Source organism: Paenibacillus senegalimassiliensis, assembly GCF_001486585.1.
Classification (GTDB): Bacteria; Bacillota; Bacilli; order Paenibacillales; family Paenibacillaceae; genus Fontibacillus; species Fontibacillus senegalimassiliensis.
In genome coordinates, this window is record NZ_LN909045.1 from 38,638 (window position 1) to 54,196 (window position 15,559).

The 15,559-nt window shown below is 46.3% G+C and carries 13 protein-coding genes; 9 read left to right on the plus strand and 4 right to left on the minus strand.

The genetic code is table 11. The features are described 5' to 3' along the window. The first annotated feature begins 1 nt into the window (after position 1). The 3 genes from BN3279_RS10160 (at position 2) to BN3279_RS10170 (ending at position 1,322) form a co-directional block, all read left to right on the plus strand. The gene (locus BN3279_RS10160; protein WP_187377772.1) at positions 2 to 523 is read left to right on the plus strand and encodes a hypothetical protein; all 522 of its coding nucleotides are present in this window, start codon (positions 2 to 4) and stop codon (positions 521 to 523) included. An 84-nt stretch (positions 524 to 607) separates the two neighbouring features. Continuing rightward, entirely contained in the window at positions 608 to 790 is a 183-nt protein-coding gene (locus tag BN3279_RS10165; protein WP_148466827.1) for a hypothetical protein, read from the plus strand. Between the two features lie 94 nt (positions 791 to 884). Further along, a complete protein-coding gene (locus BN3279_RS10170) occupies positions 885 to 1,322 on the plus strand; it encodes an immunity protein YezG family protein (protein ID WP_059050547.1) in 438 nt (145 codons plus the stop codon). Positions 1,323 to 1,819: 497 nt separating this feature from the next. On the opposite strand, the gene BN3279_RS10175 is transcribed toward BN3279_RS10170, so the two are convergent. Next, complete coding sequence (locus BN3279_RS10175) at positions 1,820 to 2,038, minus strand: helix-turn-helix domain-containing protein (protein WP_059050548.1); 219 nt, start codon at positions 2,036 to 2,038, stop codon at positions 1,820 to 1,822. A 177-nt stretch (positions 2,039 to 2,215) separates the two neighbouring features. On the opposite strand from BN3279_RS10175, the gene BN3279_RS10180 reads away from it, so the two are divergent. From BN3279_RS10180 to BN3279_RS10215, 6 genes are all read left to right on the plus strand, one after another. Next, positions 2,216 to 2,500 (plus strand): DUF6809 family protein, encoded by a 285-nt coding sequence (locus BN3279_RS10180; protein WP_232436819.1) that lies wholly within the window; start codon positions 2,216 to 2,218, stop codon positions 2,498 to 2,500. A 300-nt stretch (positions 2,501 to 2,800) separates the two neighbouring features. Then, positions 2,801 to 6,043, plus strand: coding sequence for a contractile injection system protein, VgrG/Pvc8 family (locus BN3279_RS10185; protein WP_059050549.1), 3,243 nt, complete (start codon positions 2,801 to 2,803; stop codon positions 6,041 to 6,043). A 2-nt stretch (positions 6,044 to 6,045) separates the two neighbouring features. Then, a complete protein-coding gene (locus BN3279_RS10190) occupies positions 6,046 to 6,297 on the plus strand; it encodes a hypothetical protein (RefSeq protein WP_059050550.1) in 252 nt (83 codons plus the stop codon). 2,486 nt (positions 6,298 to 8,783) lie between these two features. Then, complete coding sequence (locus BN3279_RS10205) at positions 8,784 to 10,442, plus strand: hypothetical protein (protein WP_148466829.1); 1,659 nt, start codon at positions 8,784 to 8,786, stop codon at positions 10,440 to 10,442. 16 nt (positions 10,443 to 10,458) lie between these two features. Next, a complete protein-coding gene (locus BN3279_RS10210) occupies positions 10,459 to 10,719 on the plus strand; it encodes a hypothetical protein (RefSeq protein WP_059050554.1) in 261 nt (86 codons plus the stop codon). Between the two features lie 498 nt (positions 10,720 to 11,217). Further along, on the plus strand, positions 11,218 to 11,928 hold the full coding sequence (locus tag BN3279_RS10215; RefSeq protein ID WP_059050555.1) for a maleate cis-trans isomerase family protein: 711 nt from the start codon (positions 11,218 to 11,220) through the stop codon (positions 11,926 to 11,928). A 58-nt stretch (positions 11,929 to 11,986) separates the two neighbouring features. Here the strand turns inward: BN3279_RS10215 and BN3279_RS23395 are convergent, their stop codons facing one another. From BN3279_RS23395 to BN3279_RS10230, 3 genes are read right to left on the minus strand one after another with little or no spacing between them, the layout of a single operon-like run. Beyond that, the gene (locus BN3279_RS23395; protein WP_082673021.1) at positions 11,987 to 13,954 is read right to left on the minus strand and encodes a CotH kinase family protein; all 1,968 of its coding nucleotides are present in this window, start codon (positions 13,952 to 13,954) and stop codon (positions 11,987 to 11,989) included. A 21-nt stretch (positions 13,955 to 13,975) separates the two neighbouring features. Further along, positions 13,976 to 14,680 (minus strand): DUF4956 domain-containing protein, encoded by a 705-nt coding sequence (locus BN3279_RS10225; protein WP_059050556.1) that lies wholly within the window; start codon positions 14,678 to 14,680, stop codon positions 13,976 to 13,978. A gap of 4 nt (positions 14,681 to 14,684) precedes the next feature. Then, a complete protein-coding gene (locus BN3279_RS10230) occupies positions 14,685 to 15,398 on the minus strand; it encodes a polyphosphate polymerase domain-containing protein (RefSeq protein WP_059050557.1) in 714 nt (237 codons plus the stop codon). Between the last annotated feature and the right edge of the window lie 161 nt (positions 15,399 to 15,559).

Sequence of the window (15,559 nt, forward strand, 5' to 3'; positions counted from 1 at the left end):
GGTGGGAAAATTGAATTCTAACTTTGAACAAGCGAATGAAAGAATAAAAAACATTAACTGGGAAAATAATGGAATGGATAAACCTTCATATGCATTCCTAGTTACAGAGTTTATTAGAAGAGGGAATATTTTTTTGGATTTTAACTCCAAGGATGATAATAGACGTGCTGTATTTAATGCAGCAGAAATAATTAGTTTTGATACACCTGGTCATATAAAGGAAGAATGTAATGGAGTGGTAAACACCAACGTTGATTGGGTTACAGAGTATCTTTGCGCTTTTTATCTTGAATGGGCATACGTGATAGACAAACAAATACCCATCGCTCTGAAGTTTCATGATCTATATGACCCTATTATTAAGTTGTTTGAGAGAGGTGGAAGGATCAGTTATCACCATAATGAGTTAGTATGTGGCAAATATGCATGGCCGCGTAATTCTGGAGCAATAACTAGGGAACTTCCCCCACAAGACATTAGTGATAAAGTTCTGGATGCACTCGATGATGAAAATATTGAGTGATAGAGTGAACATTTTTTATAAATTGCTTTACAATCGCAGCAAATGCTCAAGGAGCAGTACAACCTTCTCGTGGATTTCCAGAATATGATCATTCAGATGATTATATGGAACATTGGGAGAGGTGAGAAGGCAATTGAAAGAATAAATAATTTAGTAATATCTAATTTGCTGACAAGGTTATGGGATGCTGATTTTAAAGCAATAGCATCGTGTGATTTTGAAGACTTGCTACCAAGAAAAGGGGGCTATAATTTTGATCAGCGTTAAAGATTAAAACTTGGGGGTTTACAGCGTAACAACATACTTATCGTACAGATAGTCATGGACGTATTGCCGAATGTGAAGGAGATCTTGTAATGAAATGATTCCAGAAGAAAGGCATACATTTTATTTTTATGCCCAAATTTCTGAAACAGGAGGGGGAACTTACTTCTTCTATAATACACCTGAGAACGAGCAGAACTTTAAATATAGTTTAGAAATTCCCTTTAATTATTATGCTCTTGATAAAGAGCAGTATAAGTTGAAAGATAGAACGCTATTCAAACTTAGTGATAAACTAAGAAGGATTTTTATAAATTACGAACAAGAGCCTTGGTATTCGTTTACCATTTCTCTCGATAGAAAAGGTAAGTTTAAGATTCATTATGATTATACAAATTGGTTCGGTACCAAATATAGTTTTGATGATCAATTACTTATTTGGGAATATAAATATTTAGGAAATAATCCGAATAATGAAGAAGAAAAAGATGTAATTAATAGGTATCTAGAAGAGTACCCTAAAAATCCAATTTAATAACTTGCTGGAAGGCGGATTTGTAACAGAAGGCCAGAACGTGCGCCTCTTCTGTTGGAAAGTGTTTTCCGTTATGCCGGTAACGGTAACAGCTTGTTCGTTTATTCCATTTGTGCCGCTGTTCCACTGTTGGGTGTGGCCTATCCAAAGGGTGTAATCCAAGTCGGGGGAAGCCTTTGTCCTCGACTCTTTTCATATCGGTTGTACGCTTTAGTTTTTAAGCCTTATTAGCGCTATTCCGTTTTATTTAAGAGGGGAATAAAACTGTTAAGGTTGATCTCTATTCATGTAAATCAAACGAAAATTCAGGCGAAAACGATTACGATTTAGCCTATACTATGACTTGGATATTGTGGTTCGTATCTATGTGTCATCTGTAGGAATAACTTGACGGCATATATGTAAACTTACATTAAATCATACATATGGAATAAACAAATTGGGAAGAATGAGCTTTTTTATTGCAATCAAAGATATAAACTCAAAGAATAGATCGTTTAAGAATTATTGGAATGACCGACGAGGTAGTCTAGACTAACTTCAAGATAATCAGCTAAAGCACAGGCAATCTCTAAACTAGGAATCCGCGTTCCTCTCTCCCAGTGACTAACAATGGTTCTATCTACACCTAAAGAAGAGGCAATATCTTGTTGGGATACTGATTTTTCCAGACGCAGCTGTTTGAAGCGCTCAGCAAATAGTACACGATTAAACATTAAAATGACCCCTTGACAGTGACTTCGAGTCACTGTATGATTGAGATAGATGAAGTGACTTAAAGTCACGTTAAATAGGCAATACAACACGGTTCATGGAGATGACCGCACACTTAATCTATCATGTGCAGGTCTTTCTTTCAAGTCGATTTAGAAAGGGTGGGAAGAGTGAGAAGTATGATAGAAGCTCTCTACTATGGAGAAATTCATCCTGAGGCAAGTATAGTTCCAGTGAATCCAGACTACCGACGAACTAATGGTGAAGTCTCAGAAGCCATGGAATCATGGAAAGCACAGTTGACACTGGAAGACTTTTGTAGGCTTGAAGCTATGCTTGATTTGCGAGGCAAGTCAGAATCAATGCTTTCGACGGACTCGTTTATCCATGGATTTCAATTAGGTGCAATGATGATGATGGAGATTCATAAAGCTAGGGAAGCACTGCTGTTTTCCTCGACATAACAATGAATGAAATCAAATGAATCTTATTAAGACTTATCTCAACTGAATGGTTGGCGATGAGTCTTTTTTGGTGATAGCGAAACGCCGATCAAATTTAAGTGTTCATGAGTTTGAACCATCCGGGAGGGTGGAACTCAGTGGCAAGATGGTGCGAGCGAATGGAACCCCCGCACTAACAAACAAATCATGCTTGAATTGCATTTACGGAGGGAAGATAAAGCTTCCTGACCAATGGGATGGATATGGCTCCATATGAAATGATCGAGCACAATTTGAAGCAGGGATAAGGTGGTGGGATGGATGGAAGAACAAGAGGAATCCTGGTATCCGTGGGATGGGATTTTGTTGGACTGGCCCTATACGCATCAAGGCATACATAACGTATACATTATCCACCAGTTCAATGAACATACCCAGTGTCGGCTGACCGTCCGCATGACGGAGGAGCAGGCGATGAAGTGTCTGGCAGAAAGTCATGTGGGAGAAAGTCTACTGATTCGTCGGCAGGAAGGGGCGAGGCCGGAATATTGGTTCGCCGGAGGCGTGAGCCAGATGGAGATTCGGGTGGAGGATGGAATCCATTACGTGGAGATCGAAGCCAAGTCGCGATCCTATGAACTGGATCAACGCCCCGAGAGTCGCTCCTTCCAGAACAAGCAAGCGACTTATACTGAGATACTTAGAGAACTAGCGAAGGGCTACCCACAGGGCAGTGTGAAGAATGAAGCCACCGAGCCGGGAGCTATCCTGGGTGAGCTTGTAGTCCAGTACCGGGAAACGGACTGGCAATTTATGAAGCGCTTGGCTTCTCGCGTAGGCACGGTGATTCTGCCCGATGTGGTGATGGACGCGCCGAGGGTGTATTTTGGCGTGCCGGATTTCTCCTGGGGGAAGGACATGCAGGCACATAGCTATACGATGATCCAGGATCGGGAGCGGGTGTGGCAAGAGCAAGAGCAGTCAGGTGAAGATACAGCGTTATCTGCTGCGGAAAGCTTGCAGTACCGAGTGAAGTCCAAAACATACTATCAGGTCGGCGAAAATGTAGGGTTTAAGCGGGGCTTATGGGTGATTAGCGAGTCAAGAATGACCTATGCGCAAGGTCTGCTGGACTATGAGTATTTGCTCGTGCAGCGGTCAGCCCTTCGAAGGAAAGTAAGAGTCAATCGGGCGATCCAAGGGGTGGGCGTTACCGGAAGTGTGGTCGAGCGAGCGAATAACATGGTGAAGGTCCGCTTCGACATGGACGAAGGCACTAGCGCAGGAGGAAGCTGGTGGTTCCCCTATTCAGGAGAAGGCAATAATCTGTTCCATAGCTTGCCAGATGAGGGGGCGAAGGTGCAGGTCTATTTCCCGACAGGGGTCGAGAAGGAAGGGGTTGCGATCCAGGCGACCCGTGGACAGGGAGAAGAAATGGTGTCGCGGGTGGTATTTCAGCAGCCGAAGACCAAGGTATTGCATATTCCGGGGAATACGAAGATGGAGCTGGGCGAGGAAGGTGTGCTGTTTCAGAAGGATACGGTAGAGATTCATCTGGCGGGAGGGAACTTACGGGTATTGGCGCAGGAGGATTTACTGCTGAATGCGCCGAATGGAATTACGATCGGGAAACGGGAAGAACAAGCAAAAGGCCACGAGGAAAACAGGGATACACCTCCCTCTCCACCGAAGTCGATTCGGCTGCAGGCGAAGCAGAGTATTATTTTGCAGAAGGATATCGAGGAATTTGTACTGATCGGAGGCGGGACGGTAGCCATCTGCGGGAAGAAGATTGACTTTGAGAAGGTGGAGCTGCCGTTCGCAGAACTGGTGGATGAGGAGGAATTGAAGGACCTTTATGTGGAAGAGCTGATCGAGGAAGGCTCAGAGGAAGCCATGAAGGTACGTAATATATTATGGAGTGAGAAGCAGAAGGAGAATTACGAACAAGAAAGACCAACTCTGTATAGTGTTAACGTGACAGAAGATGAGGTACGAACGGCTTTACGGGCTAAAGTGGCATCCGATCCGCAAGCGGTGCAGAAGGCCAAAACCCTGCTGATCCAGAAGGATTCACGAGAGCTACAACAGAAATATCTATCGCTAGGGAAGCCGGAGACCCCGAAGAAGGCGAAGAAGAAGAGCGAAGGTGAGCTAGAGCAGCAACAATCCAGCTATGTGACGCAGTATGTGCAAACGAACCGTCTGATGACGTCGAAGCACCAATTGGCGAATGCCAAGACAGCGCGGGAATGGGAGGCTGCTGATGCGACCTATAGGGAAGCGCTGGCAGCGTTAAACCCTTCTGGGGAAGCAGGAACCTACGTGGAACCGGAGAAATATTATAGCAAGCAGGTCGGACAAGCCATGTACTACTCGCGGTTTAACTTTGAACGCATTGTGATTGCCAGTCAATATGGGGAAGCGTTTATGAATATCGCCTTCGGCGTGATGGGGCTAGTGGCGGTGGCGGCTTCAATCACTTCGGCAGGGACTTCGGTGCTGGTGTGGTCACTGTTGGTAGGGGATGCCATTGTATCTGGAGGGCAGACCTATCTGGGTGTGGTGAAGATGAATGACCTTGGTGAGGGCTACGCCTACACGGACCCTGAGATCGCGGGAGTAAGCATGTCCGATTTGGACAAAGTGGGTCTTCTGATCGCCGCAGTGAACCTGGGGATACTGGTCAAGCACGGGGCCAAGATGATAGACGCAGGCCTGAATGCTAAGCGTATGCAGAAGCTGGAGGAAGTGCTGGAGGCTCAAGGGGTTAGGAAGTGGCAGGCGGATATCGGAAAGAGTATACAAGGGGACATCGGAAAGAGTATGCAAGGGGGATTAGGTAAGGGGATTAGGGAGACACCAAAATCTGAATTAACTCGATTCAAAAGTAATGTTCCGAATCAAAATAAAGGATTAACGAATAAGTATAGAGATTTGGAAATTCACTCTGCTAAGGCCCCAGAAAAACCTGCGAGTTCAACAATAAGGATAGAGGCAAGCACAAGCAATAGAACTCTGCAGGATCAGATCCGAGAAAATGTGTTGAAGAATATAGAGAAGAGCAGGGCTGCCCGAGAAGCTTCACGGTTTGGGGAGTATTTGAAGAAAGAGAAAGAACTGCTTGAAGAGATACATAGAGGGATTCCTGAGGGGATGGGAAATGTTCAAACTGGAGGACGGGAACTTTCGGTTGATGAATATTTAAAGCGGCTTAATACAGCTGATGCAATGTATGAATCCTTTAGAAAATCGATTGTAGATGTTCAGAGTATTGCTAAAAATACTGGTATGTCTGAGAATAGGGTTCAAAGAATAAAAGACCATTTGTTTTTTAAAGAGCATATTAAAGAACACGGCGTGGGGCGTTTTGAAGCAGATTATGAAATTGCACAAGCATGGGATAGACTTCAAAAAGGGACATTTAAACAACAAGATATTGACTTATTAAACCATGAAATTTTTGAATCAAAATTTGAAGGTATTTTTAAAACAGATTATAGGACTGCACACGATAGAACAGTTGATTCTGGTCGTCCGTGGTACCCACCTGAGGAGGAGTAAATTTGGCTTCGTATGTACTACTACTAAAAGAACACGAAGATGACAACACAGTTGTTTACAGATTCGGTCCAAATGAAGATATCATGGGTAAAATTGAATTAAATAAGACAACTAAGAAGTTTTCTGAGTTAGAGTCGTTACCTGATCCTACCATCCCAAACAAATTTTATTTTGATAGAGCGGCTCAAAGACTCGTAGTTTGCTTGGTTAGAGAGGGGGGCATATTCCCAGAGAGAACTGCATTTGAATCATGATTTTAAAGCGAGGGGCTACCCCGTGCGGAATGAATTCATCATTAAAATAGTAACACTTCAAACCCATGTAATACCCGTATAAATATTTCTCAATTTTGATTGTACACACAATAATGCTTGAATTTTATAACCTAAATAACGCTAATCCGTTACATCGAACGGGTTGATTATGGTCAACTACCACCATGATTGACCTGTTTTTTGTTATGTTCGCTTTCTCATCGATTTTTCATAATTCTTCGCAACTCTAGTATACTTCGCCCCGGTAGGGAGGATGAGAAGACAAAGCATCTTTTGGGGTAGTTAGCCCAACCATTAATATTGTCAGGACTTATCTGCAAGTTGTCCGCAACGAATGGACCGCTTGCCGCGATGGTTATCGTGAACGAACAATCTGGTGAAGACCAGTTGACATAGAACAGCCAGGGTAACGTTTAAAGGCTAGCCACCTGCCCTCTAATTAAGCCTGAAATTCATGAAAAAAACGGGAGGGGCGGCATATGGAAGGGGTCACTGTATCTATTGACCGTATTGTAATTGACTTTTCAGACGTGTATTGGGAATTTTTCAACGAGTTATATAAACGTATCTGTCACTATTACGGGGCGGGATGACGGTGTTACGTCGAACAAGAAGACAGCTATTATAAGAAACTCGAAACGTTGGAACAATGCCAACATGCGCTATTTGACCATATCTACCAATATAATCGGCGGATGACAGAAGAAGTACTGCTAACCATCCACCAGTTGGAAGACAAGGTATGTTTGGAACTTCTACATTTGAAATTGGAAAAAGTATTTTTGGTTTTTGAAATGAAACAACTTGTGACTTTCAAGGCAAGGAATAGAGAGACTTGCGTCCCATTGCGAACCGAACGGTTAACGCTTGAACTGAGGCTGCCCCTATTCTTTACCCATGTCACAACAGAATCGGTAACCAGAGGTGAAGCCTTTTGACACATTACAAACAACAACATATCTATGTCGGAATGGATTTACATAAGGCTCAACATACCGCCGTTATTATTAACTGTTGGAACGGCTAGACGAAATATAAATCGAGAATAAACCGTCTGCCTTTAATGAGCTGATGAAGTATGTCAAGAAGCATACAGCAAATGGCTTCTCCCCTGTTTATGGGTTGGAAGATACAGGGGGTAATGACAGAACGTTAGCCGTCCACCTTGTCTTACAGCGAACGAATGAGCCATACGACTACACAAAAGAGCGACAGTTGGAATGCTTTCTGTATCGCCAAGTTACTCCTTGCAAGGCTCGATGAACTGCAGAATGCTAATCCGCAAGACTTGTACTGGACATTAGGTCTATTGGTAGCAAGACGGAACGCTATCGTCAAATATGCCAGTGGCTTGAAGAATCAAATGCACCAACAACTAAGTTATCACTATCCGTCCTACAAGAAGTTCTTCTGTGATATCGACGGGAAAGCCACTCTTGCCTTTTTTGGCGTGCCTGACTTCTCCTGGGGAAAAGACATGCAGGCACATAGCTATACGATGATTCAGGATCGGGAGCGGGTGTGGCAGGAGCAAGGGCAGTCCGGTGAAGGCCCCGTACTGTCTGCTGCGGAAAGCTTGCAATACCGAGTGAAGTCGAGCTTGTATTACCAAGTCGGCGAAAATGTGGGGTTCAAGCGAGAGCAGTGGGTGATTAGCGAGTCAAGAGTAACCTATGAACAAGGTCTGCTGGACTATGAGTATTTGCTTGTGCAGAGGTCGGCGCTTCGCCGAAAAGCAAGAGTAAATCGGGCGATCCAAGGGATGGGAATTGCCGGAAGTGTGGTCGGTCGAGCGAATAACATGGTAAGGGTTCACTTCGACATGGATGGAGAGGCTGGAGAGGGAGGAAGCTGGTGGTTTCCCTATTCAGGAGAAGGCAATAATCTGTTCCATAGCTTGCCAGATGAGGGGGCGAAGGTGCAGGTCTATTTCCCGACAGGGGTCGAGAAGGAAGGGGTTGCGGTTCAGGCGACCCGAGGCCAGGGAGAAGAGATGGTGTCGCGGGTGGTGTTTCAGCAGCCGAAGACCAAGGTGTTACATATTCCGGGGAACACGAAGATGGAGTTGGGCGAGGAAGGTGTGTTGTTTCAGAAGGATACGGTAGAGATTCATCTGGCGGGAGGGAACTTACGGGTATTGGCGCAGGAGGATTTACTGCTGAATGCGCCGAATGGAATTACGATCGGGAAGCGGGAGGAACAAGCAAAAGGCCACGAGGAAAACAGGGATACACCTCCCTCTCCACCGAAGTCGATTCGGCTGCAGGCGAAGCAGAGTATTATTTTGCAGAAGGATATCGAGGAATTTGTACTGATCGGAGGCGGGACGGTAGCCATCTGCGGGAAGAAGATTGACTTTGAGAAGGTGGAGCTGCCGTTCGCAGAACTGGTGGATGAGGAGGAATTGAAGGNTGTTTCAGAAGGATACGGTAGAGATTCATCTGGCGGGAGGGAACTTACGGGTATTGGCGCAGGAGGATTTACTGCTGAATGCGCCGAATGGAATTACGATCGGGAAACGGGAAGAACAAGCAAAAGGCCACGAGGAAAACAGGGATACACCTCCCCCTCCGCCGAAGTCGATTCGGCTGCAGGCGAAGCAGCATATCATCTTGCAGAAGCATATTGAGGAATTTGTGCTGATCGGAGGCGAAAGGGTAGCCATCCGCGGGAAGAAGATTGACTTTGAGAAGGTGGAGCTGCCGTTCGCAGAACTGGTGGATGAGGAGGAATTGAAGGACCTTTATGTGGAAGAGCTGATCGAGGAAGGCTCAGAGGAAGCCATGAAGGTACGTAATATATTATGGAGTGAGAAGCAGAAGGAGAATTACGAACAAGAAAGACCAACTCTGTATAGTGTTAACGTGACAGAAGATGAGGTACGAACGGCTTTACGGGCTAAAGTGGCATCCGATCCGCAAGCGGTGCAGAAGGCCAAAACCCTGCTGGTCCAGAAGGATTCACGAGAGCTACAACAGAAATATCTATCGCTAGGGAAGCCGGAGACCCCGAAGAAGGCGAAGAAGAAGAGCGAAGGTGAGCTAGAGCAGCAACGATCCAGTTATGTGACGCAGTATGTGCAAACGAACCGTCTGATGACGTCTAAGCAACAATTGGCGAATGCCAAGACAGCGCGGGAATGGCAGGCTGCTGATGCGACCTATAGGGAAGCATTGGAAGCGCTAAATCCCTCGGGGGAAGCAGGGAAATACGTCGAGCCAGAGAAATACTATAGCAAGCAGGTCTCGGAAATGATGTATTACTCGCGGTTTAACTTTGAACGCATTGTGATTGCGAGTCAATATGGGGAAGCGTTTATGAATATCGCCTTCGGGGTGATGGGTCTGGTCGCAGTAGCGGCTTCGGTCACTTCGGCAGGGACTTCGGTGCTGGTGTGGTCACTGTTGGTAGGGGATGCCATTGTATCTGGAGGGCAGACCTATCTGGGTGTGGTGAAGATGAATGACCTTGGTGAGGGCTACGCCTACACGGACCCTGAGATCGCGGGAGTTAGCATGTCCGATTTGGACAAAGTGGGTCTTCTGATCGCCGCAGTGAACCTGGGGATACTGGTCAAGCACGGGGCCAAGATGATAGACGCAGGCCTGAATGCCAAGCGCATGCAGCAGTTGGAGGAAGCGCTGGAGGCGCAGGGGATTAGGGAGTGGGAGGTTTACGTTGGAAGGAAGATGCCAGAGAAGGCTGGCTCGGGGATTGAGGGAACGGGTAATACTCTAAATCGAATTGATAGTGGTTCAGGGCATATCCCAATGAACGCAGAAAAGTTCGATAAGATGAAAAATGCTTTTGAAAAGCATGGCGGCCTCATAGTAAAGGAAGAAGAAGCGCTTCCGCTATTGAACTATCATGGTGTTGAAGCATCAACTTTAGATGCAACTACAATAGCATTTAGGCCAAATCCTTCAACTTCTGCGGTATTTGAAGAATTTATCCATGCAACTCAGTATAGAACGGGGAGGGCAAACGGTACTAATATTATCGAAATGGAGATCGAGGCTAAGGAGAAGTTGATAAAATTCAGAAATGCATATGGTATCCCGAATTCTGAGACTAGAGATACAATTCAGCAACTTAGAGAGTACAGACAAATGTTGGAGAAATAGAAGGTGGTGAAAAAAAATGTTTTCTGTAGATGTTGAATTTTCAATGTATGTAGAGAGCGCCAATGTTGTTGTGATTACAGGTAAATATTCAGGCGTACTTAATGGGAATATACTGGTAGATTCAAATGATAATTCAAGAGAATATGTGATTAATAATGTAGTGCATATGAGTTATAAAAATCCACAAACAAATAAAGATACTATTTCCTTAAATCTTAAACCAAACGGGTATGAGGCAGCAGAATTAGTAGGTAAATGCTTAAAAAGTCCCGATTGACTTTCCAAGAACCTTGATTGGCTTCATGCCTTTCAAGGCTTCCTTTATGGGTGGGGGCCACCCAGTGCTGAATGAACCCATCATTCAACCAATAACACATTTAACCTAAGTAATACCCGTATAATGATTTCTTGAAATTGTTGTACGTACTTAGAATGCATTGATGTATAACCTGAATAACGCTGTACCGATACATTAAATAGGGCGATTATGGTTAGATACCACCATTAAAAGATATAAACTCAAGTATTAAATCATTGAAGAATTATTAGAACGCCCGACGAGATGGTTCAGACTAACTTCAAAGTAATCCGCTAAAGCACAGGCAAGCCCTAAACTAGGAATACGCGTTCCTCTCTTCTAATGACTACCGACGCCTCTATCTACGCCTAAAAGCGGTTCTATCTCTTACTCCCTTAAAAACATGATTTACTTCACCCCCTTGTATATATACAATAGAATAGACAATGCCTATAAAACACAGGGGAGTAATGCGCTATGTACGGATATAGGGAACGCATTGGTTTGATTTTGCCTTCGACCAATACGGTGATGGAGTCTGAGCTATCGAGAATGGTGCCAGAGGGGATTTCTGTGCATACCACGAGGGTGAAGCTGACGGCTACCAATCCTGAAGGGTTGAAGGCCATGTCGGTGAACGCTGAGCGAGCGGTGGATGAGTTGGAAAGTTGTTTGAGTGATGTGATGATCTATGGTTGTACTTCCGGCAGCTTTCTGCAAGGGATGGAATGGGATGACCAGTTTCGGGCCAGACTTCAGTCATTGGCTAGTGCGAAAATACTGACAACCAGCTATGCCTGTCGCTTGGCGCTTGAGGCTATGGGGCGACGGAAGATCGCCATTGCGACCCCTTATATTGACTCTTTAAATGAAGCGGCCAAAGGGTATTTTACGGCGGCGGGGTACGAGATTGTTAATTTGAAGGGGCTAGGCATTGAAGTGGCTTCAAATATAGGCAAAAATCCACCTCATATCAGTTATCGTCTTGGCAAGGAAGTGGTTACGCCGGAAACGGAGTTGTTGTTCCTGAGTTGTACGGGCTTTCGCACCATGGAAATTGTAGAGCGACTGGAGCAGGACTTGGGCATTCCGGTAATCACCAGCAATGGAGCAAGCCTGTGGGCGGCTATGCGTGCCCATGGCATTAAAGAGAAGCTCCCCGGATACGGTAGCTTGTTTCAATTATAAAATCCTCTATAAATGAGAAGAAGGTGATGCTGATTAATCCAGCATCACCTCTTATTCATTAGAGCCGCTTCCTACGGAAGAAGGCAACAAATCCGGTAGTCACCAGAAGTACAAGCAAGGCGCTTCCGGCAACGGCAGCTTCACGCTGGCCTTCGGCTGAACTCGTGGTTCCGCCCGGCCCAAAGCCGTCGGGACCGCCTCCCATACCGCCTCCGTCTCCTCCAGGGAAACCGCCGCCTTGTCCACGGCCGCGGCCATCTTCGGGAATGGTACCTTGTTGCCCAGCGTTGTTTTCGGCAGCAGGCAGGTCACCTTGCACCTGTTCGTCGCTAACATCGCTGGTGGACCCATCTGTAGGCGGCTGCCCATCTTCTCCCGGTGCGGTGGGCACTTCGCCCTGCGTCGTATTTGCTACACCGTTCTGTGCTGGGGTGTCGCTGGGGGGAGCACCAAACGTGGGCATCTCTTCGCCACCGATATTATCTCCCATATCACCAGGCATCATGCCGCCCATGCCACCCATACCGCCGCTTCCCGATCCGTCACCGGAAGAAGCAATAGTGCCGTCAAGCTGCTGGCTAATGCTGTCCACTTGATTGGCATTGGTGGTAATCAGTTGGGGAATCGCTTCCTGATATTCCTCATAGGTGTAGAAGGATGTAGGATCAGCTTTAACATAAGCGGAGATCATGTCCGACAGCTCTGCTACACGGGCAGAGAAATTCTCATCGGCCAAATATCCGTCGATGACCTGCTGCAACAGATTGTGATACTCGTCCTTGTATGTCTCGACTGCAAGGAGCTTGGCTACTAATGGACGCTCTGCTACTGCACCTTGGGTTGGCTCATCGATCAGCAGCTCCGTACGGCCACCGCCCCTCATGCCTGCGGAGTTCTCATCCCTCTCGGCACTTGGTAATTCAGAATTAGCCTCATCACCAGTTCCGTTGTCTTCATCACTTGGGGCTGCGGCTTCGTTGCCACTGGTGGCACGATCAGGACCTTGCTGGTTGTTCTGTCCTTCCCCCCGGCTCATACCCATACCGCCCATGCCTCCGCCGCCCATACCGCCAAAGGCCATGTTGTAGTCCCAGGGCAGAATAGAGAAGACACCTTCGTCTTCATATAAATAATAATTTTGCTTGTTGCCGCCGATGTAGCTGTCCGTATTATTTGTAAGTACATTCAGCGCAATGTAGCCAAGAGCATGCGATACATTGATGTATTTTTCATAATCGGTACCGTTGTTAAGCTCATCCAGCATGTCAATCAAGATATCATCATTGGTAGTTTTGGACTTGAGCGCCAGCCCTGTATAGGAATCAGGATCGTCGCCCAGCCAGGTCAACTCACTCCCGGTGCCGGTCATTTCACCCTTGTAGAGCGCACCATAAGCATTGCCGAAGTGCCGTTCCAGATAGGCGTCGCCAATCTGCTCCACCGCCAGGTAGAAGCCCCATAACTCGTCATTAATGTATACATTCACATAGGAAAATTTCGGTGTAGGCAAGCCCATTTGCTTGGCCAACTCATACGCCAAGTATTCCCGCATATAAGAGGCATCGCTGTAATTGTTGTTGAGATTGATTTTCTCGATACCGTTCAAGGTCTGGTTAACATACTCGTCGAAAGACAGCTTGAAGCTGTATCGATCGGAATCCTCCATTTGCACCACGCTGCGCAGGCTTAAATTACCCTTGGTACGAATGCCTACATTGTCGAAATGCTGACCGTTGTAATCAACGGAAGCTGTTTTGAACTCTTCCGCGCTGGCGTTATCGAGCATATCTTGAAAATCATCGGAATCTAACGTAATTTTCACATCAATTACCTGGTCTTTGGGAAAAACTGTTTCATCCAGCAACTGCTCTTCCGCAGATACCGTCGTGCTACTGCCAGCCGTACCCCCTGACTTCAGGGGAGTTTCACTATTTTGATTCTGATACAAAGCTTCGCAGGCGATCAGGCCGAAGAAAAGAAGCCCGGTGCATAGCCATAACAGAAGCTTGGTTCCTTGGCGTTTCATCGTGGGTCACCTCCGTATCGCTTAAGCCACATAATCGCCGTTATAGCTAATCAACACCGCATTTTTAACACCGCCAAGCTCAGAAATACGGTTGACAAAATGTCCTTCCTGCTCCCGCAGGCGCACCTCCAGCGTCATTTCGATATTGCCGGGGGTCACTGTTTTTTGCTTCACATTATAGCGTTTGACCAAGTTGCCGATTTGAGCATGGATAAGCTGTTCGCTCTCATCGCTCTCGCAATTGACGACAAGCAGATAGGGCGATTCTAGGGAACTGCTCTTGATGAACAGGAAGAGGATCAAGCCAATGATTGCCGACCCGATCGCAGCCAGCGTGTAGAAGCCAGCTCCGGCAACGATGCCTGCGGCCGCAGCCCAGAACAGGAAGATCAGGTCAGTCGGGTCCTTGATGGGTGTCCGAAAACGAACAATCGACAGGGCGCCGACCATCCCGAGGGACAGCACCAGATTGGAATTGATCGCGATAATGACCATGGCGGTGACCATCGTCATTCCGATAAGCGAAACGTTAAAACCCTTGGAATACAGCACCCCACTGAATACCCGTTTGTACAAGGTGTAAATGAATAATCCAATGAGAAACGAAACGCCCAGGGAAATAATAATTTGCGAGATGCTGATGCTCGAACTGAAATTGTCCAGGACCGAGCTTTTAATAATATCGCTGAAGGTAGTTGCTGTATCGTTGGTTCCGGTGGTATTCATAAGTTTAATAATCCTCCCATGAGTTGGTTTTTAGATACTTGCGGCAAATGACATACTTGGATGCCGATTGCTGGCGCAGCCCCTCAAGCTGAAGGGCAGCCCGAAGGTATTCCGGGATATACTCGTCGTATTTCACTTCCAGAATGACCGATTGGTCATCCAGCGCCGGAATGGGTCGTAAATTCTCGTCAAAAATATCGACGGCATGCAGGCCGGTGCGCAGCTCCTTGTCGAACGTGATCCGAACGTTGCCGTTCTCGCAGACGAAGGGCTCGCGGACGTAGTCGACAATCACACGAGGAGCCAACAGACGATGCTTCATCTCGTGATACAACTCCATCAGCAGCGGCTTGTCCGGCACATGTAGCACCTCGATATTGCCGCTCAGAATGGAATCATACATTTCCCGAGTTAGCGGCTCCTTGAGCTTGGCGATAAAATCGCCGTTTTTGATTTTCTTCTCAAAATGAATCAAGGTATCCCGATTATCGTAAATGCGAATCCGGTATTTGCGCCGGTCGCGCAGGCCGCCCAATTTATCATGCAGCGCCGAGTCGTCGATGTCGTCAAAATACAAGCTGCGAATATGGTATTCTCCGTTGTGCCCGGCATGTTCATCGTGGCGGATCAAGCCCGTCAAACGCTGGCGAATAATGAAATATTGCTGCCGGTTAATCGTGAATTTCAACTCGTGGCGAAATCTCAACTTAGCGTTCAATGTGGTAGCACCTCTTTTCTCGCGTTGATTAATTACAGACCTTATCCTAACAGCGCTTGCTGATTGTTCACTTAACGGGAACTGAAAATGAACTGAAAGTTTTAACATTGCGATAACAAATGGAAGAATGAGGATTAAAAGGGAAGTACGTACATTCGGAT

What these genes read in the sequence shown, in the direction of transcription:
- BN3279_RS10175 (WP_059050548.1), bottom strand. Translation starts at nt 2,038, where the DNA reads ATGTTTAATCGTGTACTATTTGCTGAGCGCTTCAAACAGCTGCGTCTG.
- BN3279_RS10225 (WP_059050556.1), bottom strand. Translation starts at nt 14,680, where the DNA reads ATGAATACCACCGGAACCAACGATACAGCAACTACCTTCAGCGATATT.
- BN3279_RS10215 (WP_059050555.1), top strand. Translation starts at nt 11,218, where the DNA reads ATGTACGGATATAGGGAACGCATTGGTTTGATTTTGCCTTCGACCAAT.
- BN3279_RS10185 (WP_059050549.1), top strand. Translation starts at nt 2,801, where the DNA reads ATGGAAGAACAAGAGGAATCCTGGTATCCGTGGGATGGGATTTTGTTG.
- BN3279_RS10165 (WP_148466827.1), top strand. Translation starts at nt 608, where the DNA reads ATGATCATTCAGATGATTATATGGAACATTGGGAGAGGTGAGAAGGCA.
- BN3279_RS23395 (WP_082673021.1), bottom strand. Translation starts at nt 13,954, where the DNA reads ATGAAACGCCAAGGAACCAAGCTTCTGTTATGGCTATGCACCGGGCTT.
- BN3279_RS10170 (WP_059050547.1), top strand. Translation starts at nt 885, where the DNA reads ATGATTCCAGAAGAAAGGCATACATTTTATTTTTATGCCCAAATTTCT.
- BN3279_RS10210 (WP_059050554.1), top strand. Translation starts at nt 10,459, where the DNA reads ATGTTTTCTGTAGATGTTGAATTTTCAATGTATGTAGAGAGCGCCAAT.
- BN3279_RS10180 (WP_232436819.1), top strand. Translation starts at nt 2,216, where the DNA reads ATGATAGAAGCTCTCTACTATGGAGAAATTCATCCTGAGGCAAGTATA.